General features: G+C 34.7%; 7 protein-coding genes and 1 pseudogene. 1 reads left to right on the top strand and 7 read right to left on the bottom strand.

Annotated features, from left to right (window positions below):
• The 7 genes and pseudogenes from ACH2CJ_RS00895 to ACH2CJ_RS00865 form a co-directional block, all read right to left on the bottom strand.
• Positions 1-846 (bottom strand): annotated as a pseudogene (locus tag ACH2CJ_RS00895) (peptidase S41); the annotation flags it as partial.
• A 62-nt stretch (positions 847-908) separates the two neighbouring features.
• Positions 909-1,571 carry an SCO family protein gene (locus ACH2CJ_RS00890; protein ID WP_394990183.1) on the bottom strand — a complete coding sequence of 221 codons (663 nt, stop codon included), beginning with the start codon at positions 1,569-1,571 and terminating at the stop codon, positions 909-911.
• On the bottom strand, positions 1,568-2,071 hold the full coding sequence (locus ACH2CJ_RS00885; protein WP_394990182.1) for a toxin-antitoxin system YwqK family antitoxin: 504 nt from the start codon (positions 2,069-2,071) through the stop codon (positions 1,568-1,570). The genes ACH2CJ_RS00890 and ACH2CJ_RS00885 overlap by 4 nt, the downstream gene beginning before the upstream one ends.
• Before the next feature lie 49 nt (positions 2,072-2,120).
• Complete coding sequence (locus ACH2CJ_RS00880; RefSeq protein ID WP_394990180.1) at positions 2,121-2,930, bottom strand: YHYH protein; 810 nt, start codon at positions 2,928-2,930, stop codon at positions 2,121-2,123.
• Positions 2,931-3,182: 252 nt separating this feature from the next.
• Entirely contained in the window at positions 3,183-3,695 is a 513-nt protein-coding gene (locus tag ACH2CJ_RS00875) for a hypothetical protein (RefSeq protein ID WP_394990179.1), read from the bottom strand.
• Between the two features lie 5 nt (positions 3,696-3,700).
• A complete protein-coding gene (locus tag ACH2CJ_RS00870) occupies positions 3,701-4,006 on the bottom strand; it encodes a hypothetical protein (protein ID WP_394990178.1) in 306 nt (101 codons plus the stop codon).
• Positions 4,007-4,012: 6 nt separating this feature from the next.
• Complete coding sequence (locus ACH2CJ_RS00865; RefSeq protein ID WP_394990177.1) at positions 4,013-4,588, bottom strand: RNA polymerase sigma factor; 576 nt, start codon at positions 4,586-4,588, stop codon at positions 4,013-4,015.
• A 160-nt stretch (positions 4,589-4,748) separates the two neighbouring features.
• Here ACH2CJ_RS00865 and ACH2CJ_RS00860 point away from each other — a divergent pair, with 160 nt between their 5' ends.
• Positions 4,749-5,627, top strand: coding sequence for a serine hydrolase (locus ACH2CJ_RS00860; RefSeq protein WP_394990176.1), 879 nt, complete (start codon positions 4,749-4,751; stop codon positions 5,625-5,627).
• The last annotated feature ends 356 nt before the right edge of the window (positions 5,628-5,983 follow it).

The raw sequence follows: 5,983 nt of genomic DNA, 5'->3' as shown, positions 1-5,983 counted from the left end.
GGTGTATAGGTTCATATCTTTCTCGAAAACTACTGAGCTTCCATCGGTCGAAACACTAAAAGCACGAATCGACTCATCTTTATAATTTGTAAGTTTTTCGGGTTTGTTAGTGGCTTTGCCATTAGCATCCATTTTTAGTCGGTAAATATTATACGCCCCATCAATGCTACTCAAAAAATAAAGTGAACTGTTTCCGCCCCATTGTGGCAAAACATCATTCGTCTCGAAACCTGGGAGTTGCTGATAGGTTTTATTTTTGGTGTCATAAATCCATAAATCTCTGTCAGAACTTCCTTTATAGTCTTGACGAGCCACTGGATTGATGTCGCCTCGCACAAAAGCAAGAAAACGACCATCGGGTGAAAGAATTGGGTCGTGCCCGACGGCATCCAAAAAACGAGATTCTGTTCCACCTTTTGGGTTGATAGCATAAACTTCGTTTGGTCGTTCGATTTGTTTAAATTCTCGGTTAGTCGAAAATAAGATTTTGTCGGCTTGTGTCCAACTCGCAATATTATCAGCTCCCGAGTGATACGTCAAGCGTTTTGGTATTCCGCCTTCGGTTGGCATTACAAAAATGTCATTATTGCCAAATCTTGCTCCCGAAAAAGCAATCTGATTGCCATCAGGACTAAAAACTGGGTTGGCTTCATAAGCCTCATGAATAGTGAGTCGAGCTGCTTTTCCGCCGGCACTTGGCACGGTCCAAATATCACCTTGAAAGGAGAATGCCACCAACGAACCATTGTTGTTTATGGCTGGCTGCCGAAGTAAAAGTGAGTTTTGTGCTTGTAAAAAAAGGCTTGAGCATAACGCTATTGCTCCTGTTAGGAATGTTTTTTTCATATAGTGTTAGTTTGTTGATTAATAACAAAATTTGCTATTTTTTGCTAACAAAGTTATGAATTTTACTGAAATGATTTCAAAACCTTGATATCATTAATCAAGTTTTCGACATCAAGGGCTAATGTAGCGTTATAAACCCCTCGAATGTAGCCTTTTTTGTCAATCAAAAAGACATTTTCGGTATGTAGAAACTCGTTTTTTTCTTTTTGTAAACCAATCTCTTTTTCGGCAAAATAAGATTGACGAGCCAAAGCATAGATTTTTTCTTTTTTACCTGTCAATAAATGCCATTTTTTTGTATCTATTTTCCAGCGATTGGCATATTTTTTTAGTTGAGCTATGCTGTCAGTAGTGGGCATAACCGAATGCGAAAGCATGACAACTTCATTATCATCTTTGAAGGCTTTTTGTACTGCAAACAAGTTTTGGGTCATGGTGGGACAGATACTTGGACAAATTGTAAAAAAGAAATTTGCCACATATATTTTTCCTTTTACTGTTTCGTTTGAAACTGTTTTTCCATCTTGGTTGGTAAACTGAAAAGTTGCGATTTTATGCAATTTCAAAGTATCTAATTGCTTTTCAGTGTACCAATTAGGTGTCAAATCGGCAGAGTTGTAATAGGGTAAATTTTCTATTTTGGATTCATTCTTACAGGATTCAAAAAAGAAAATTACTATCAATAAAGTAAGGTAAAATTGAATGTTTATATAAGCTAACTTCATTTTTTTTCTCGAAAAGTGTCATTTTCCATAACCGAAACACAGTTTTTTACACCTGGAAGACCAAATCTTCTGCCATCTTTTATTACATAATTAGCTTTCAAAGAGCCATCATCAAACCACATCTGTTGCTGCCCTTCCTCATGCCCATTTAGGTAATTAAATGTTTCGGCCAGTTGTCCATTTGCGTGCCAATCTTGCTGAATACCGTTATGCTCATCATTCTTGAAATGATACAAAAACTTTGGTTTTCCATCTACCCACCAAGCTTTGTGTTCGCCTTCTTTTTTACCTTTTTCGTAGTAACGCTGTTCTGCTAAAATACCTCTTCCGAACCAAGTTTTACTCCAGCCTTGCTCTTTTCCAACAAAAAAAGAAGCTATTTTTGCAGTATCACCATTAGCATACACAGCATATTGATTCCCCGAAAAAGGTTTGTTTTTATAAAGCAAAACTCCTTGATTGTGACTAAAAGAGGCGTCGTTTTCCAAGACCCAAAGCATTGGAATTTGAGTCTTGGAAGGTTGACAAGCAAATAAAATAAAACAAAAATTACTTAGAAACAGTACCTGCCGTGCCATAGAAGCCATTGCCATTGAGATAAGGGTCTGCATCAGTGATATGATAATGATAAATACCAGTTGGATAATCAGTTGTAGCATGCGAATGTCCATGATAGACATCTAAATCGGCATTAGTTACACTTTTGCCATTTTCAAGAGGTCCGTAGACAGGAAAACCATCTAATAAAAAACCAAGTAAGGCATCTTTTCCTTTTTTGGCAGTCAAGTAAGTTGGCTCAATATGATAGTGGTATTGTCCTTGTTGCTGCGGGTGTCCACCATATTGGTCAAAACCATTAATTTCGTCGGTTAGTGGGGCATTCATGGCAGCATATTGATTAAAAAAAGGTACGCCATTTAATGAAACACCTATTGGTCCACCAGGCGTTGCACTCGATTTTGTTGCTTTTACTGGACTTATTGGAATTTTAAAGACCAAACTTTGTGCAGCAATTCGGTTTGGATTCAAACCGAACTTTGTATTTGTGCCATTGTAAACTTCATATTGGGTACTTGCCCATTGAGTATCTTTATAATAGGGCGATTTGTGGTCGGGCAAACCATTGGTTTTTATTATTGCGTAACTGCCTTCAATATAAACTTCGGTTGCTCCATAAATTTTCTTGAAAAGCTCAAGTGAAGTTGTTCCGCTACTAGTCGTTGTTGTACCAGTAGTGGTACTTGTTGAAGTAGGGTTACTCGTACTCGTAGGCATAACTGTACTTTCGTCGCTACAAGCTGCCATGAAAGTTATGAAAATAACAGCTAAGACGGCCATGGTTATGGTTGATTTTTTCATCTGAATTGATAGTTTAAAGTGAAACATTAGACGGTAAAATTGCTCTACTTGTAAAGTTCAATTCATAAAATGTTTCTTAATTATTTGTTTTATAAGTGTTTAGATGTGAACTCAAAAAAAAACTTGCGGGTTAAATAAATACTTTTACTATTATTCCATAAAATACTTGTAGTCAAACAATTATAACTAAATTCAATATTATTTATAATCGTAAAAACGAACCTTTCCAAAATAAAAATCGCAAATATACAATTACCTCTCAAGTGGAAGAGGCCTATTATCTGGATGTGGATGACCTTCTCTTGGATGAGGTCTAACACCTTGTCTTTCTATCGAACGAATTAGCTCAATTATCACTTCGTCAAAACGGGTTTGTTGGGCAGATGTACACATCTGACGTACTTGTTGAAAATGCCTGAATGTCAGCACATCTGCATCAATCATTTTAGATTCTATAGCTAAAGCTTTTACTTTTAAAGCTTCGTCAGAGATATTGGGTTGAGATATTTCAGTATAAAAAGCCTCTTTCATTGATTTTACATCTTCTCTCAAAGCTCTCATTTGTTGAGAATGCTCTTGCTGCAATATCCTATAAGTTTCAGATTGCTTTTTATCAAACTTCAATTCTTTTTCCAAAAAAAGCCGTTTGGGTGGGCTCGGGCTACCTTTAGAAAAGAAAGAAACCCATACAAGTAGCCCAATATTTAGTACCAAAAGCAAGCCAATAGCAACCCAAAGTATACGATATTTATTGTTTTCTTTCATTATAATTACAAATTAGTACCATTTAAACTTAGTCCATATTCTTGGGCAAAAGCACTGGCATTTTGCTCTTCCGATGCTTTATCTTTTTTAGAATAACGTATTGCTACACTCACATTTAAGACAACAATCAAAGCTAATAATGACCAAATAAAAGCAGGTCGAAACACAAACCTGGGTAATGGTGCATTGCGTTGTTGCATATTTGCTTCGAGGCGGGTATAGAAAAAAGGGTTAATTGTTGCTCGTTCAATACCTTTTAGTGATGCTAAGGTTTTGTCTATTTCTTGCTCTATTATATTTAGATTTTTCATATATTTTTATAAATCTTGGTTCACATAATAATCTTTCAATGTTTTTCTTAAATTGGTTTTTGCCCTAAATAATAATGACTCAACCGATGAAAGTGAAAGTTGCATTACTTCAGTAATTTCATGATAACTTAAGCCTTCAATATTACATAATGTAAATGCAATTTTCTGACTATCAGGTAGTTGATTAATATGTCTAAACAAAATGCTTGCTCGCTCTTTGTTTTCTAAAACTATTCCAGGATGCTCAAAAGTTACAGAATGATGCACTATTTTGTCGTCGTCACCAAACAAACTCGTCAAAAAAGCAAAGCGTTTGGTAGCTCTTTTTTTGCGATAGGCTTCTAAGGCTTTTGTTGTTGCAATTCTGTAAATCCAAGTCGAAATTTTTGAATCTCCTCTGAATTTTCGAACTGACTCATAGACCTCAATAAATACTTCTTGCGAAACATCTTCTGCCTCCTCTACATTTTGAATAATAGATAAAACCGTACTAAACACCTTGTCTTGAAACAATTCAACAAGGTAACGAAAGGCACTTTCAGAGCCATTTTGTAAGTCGGAGATGAGTTGTTTTTCTTCCAAATGTTGGCTTTAGGTTCGTGTTTGAATAATTAGATGTTAAATGTAAAAAAAACTTGCGGGATGATATGTAATTTTTTTATTTCTTTAAAAATTGACTTGCTATTTGCTAATTTTTCATTTATTTTGAAATAATATTTGGATTTCTAAATACATATTTCTGATGAAAAACCTGTATATCTACTTACTATTTTGCTTTTCTATGCCAATTTTTGCTCAAAAGATATCAACTGAGAACTTAAAAAACTCTATCGAAACAAAACTAAAAAATGTTGAAGGCGAATTTGGCCTTGCTTTCAAAGATTTACAAACAGGAAAAACTTTGTTTATCAACGAAAAAACAAAGTTTCATGCAGCAAGCACTATGAAAACTCCTGTAATGATTGAAGTTTTTATGCAAGCAAAGGCAGGAAAATTCAAACTTACAGATTCGATTTTGGTAAAAAATGTATTCAAAAGCATTGTTGATGGAAGTCCTTTTGGCTTAGATATAAAAGACGATAGCGGCGACGGAATGTACAAAAAAATCGGACAAAAAATGACTATTTATGACCTCACTTATCAAATGATAATTGTGAGTAGCAATCTGGCTACTAATATTTTAATCGATTTGGTTGATGCAAAAAAAGCGAATGCCAGTATGAGGAAATTGGGAGCCAAAGATATTCAAGTTTTGCGTGGCGTAGAAGACCAAAAGGCATTTGATAAAGGCTTAAATAATTCGGTAACTGCCTACGATTTGATGTTGATTTTTGAAAAAATAGCTAAAAATAAAGTCATCGACAGACAATCTTGTGAAGCAATGACCAAGATTCTATTCGACCAAAAATTCAATGAAATTATTCCTGCTAAACTTCCAAAAGAAATACGAGTAGCACACAAAACTGGTTCTATTACTGGCGTTCAGCACGATTCTGGCATTGTTTACTTGCCCGATGGACGAAAATATGTTTTGGTACTTCTTTCTAAAAAACTCAAAAATGTCGATGCTGGCGTGAAAGTTTTAGCTGAGGTTTCGGAGATGATTTATCGCTTGATGTAATACTTTCACAAAGTCGAACTGAGTTTGAAAAGAGAACCTCTGAAAATTTTAGCAGATTTTCTTGGTGGTTCTCTTTTATTATTCTCAAAGTATCGTCATTAGAACGACTTCCAAGAATTCATAAAAACATTTTTATTTTTCAGCGAAAGTTTTTTGCATTTTTTGCATCTAAATATTGACTACATTTTTTCTAAAAGAAACCTAACCTCAAAACCAATGTTATTCAAGAAAACTGCTTTCACTTTTTCGATGCTTAGTATTAGACATTTTTAACATATTTTTTCTTTGATTAGTATAATTTTCTGACAATCCAGTCTAAAATTATACATTGAACAAGCTGTAAACATCAAATTTTC

This window comes from Emticicia sp., assembly GCF_043780375.1.
Taxonomy (GTDB): Bacteria; Bacteroidota; Bacteroidia; order Cytophagales; family Spirosomataceae; genus Emticicia.
The sequence above is the reverse complement of the archived record's forward strand: the minus strand, read 5'-3'. Positions and strand labels throughout refer to the sequence as shown.

Coding starts and splice junctions, on each gene's coding strand:
- ACH2CJ_RS00875 (WP_394990179.1), bottom strand. CDS start 3,695: ATGAAAGAAAACAATAAATATCGTATACTTTGGGTTGCTATTGGCTTG.
- ACH2CJ_RS00885 (WP_394990182.1), bottom strand. CDS start 2,071: ATGCTTTGGGTCTTGGAAAACGACGCCTCTTTTAGTCACAATCAAGGA.
- ACH2CJ_RS00870 (WP_394990178.1), bottom strand. CDS start 4,006: ATGAAAAATCTAAATATAATAGAGCAAGAAATAGACAAAACCTTAGCA.
- ACH2CJ_RS00860 (WP_394990176.1), top strand. CDS start 4,749: ATGAAAAACCTGTATATCTACTTACTATTTTGCTTTTCTATGCCAATT.
- ACH2CJ_RS00890 (WP_394990183.1), bottom strand. CDS start 1,571: ATGAAGTTAGCTTATATAAACATTCAATTTTACCTTACTTTATTGATA.
- ACH2CJ_RS00880 (WP_394990180.1), bottom strand. CDS start 2,930: ATGAAAAAATCAACCATAACCATGGCCGTCTTAGCTGTTATTTTCATA.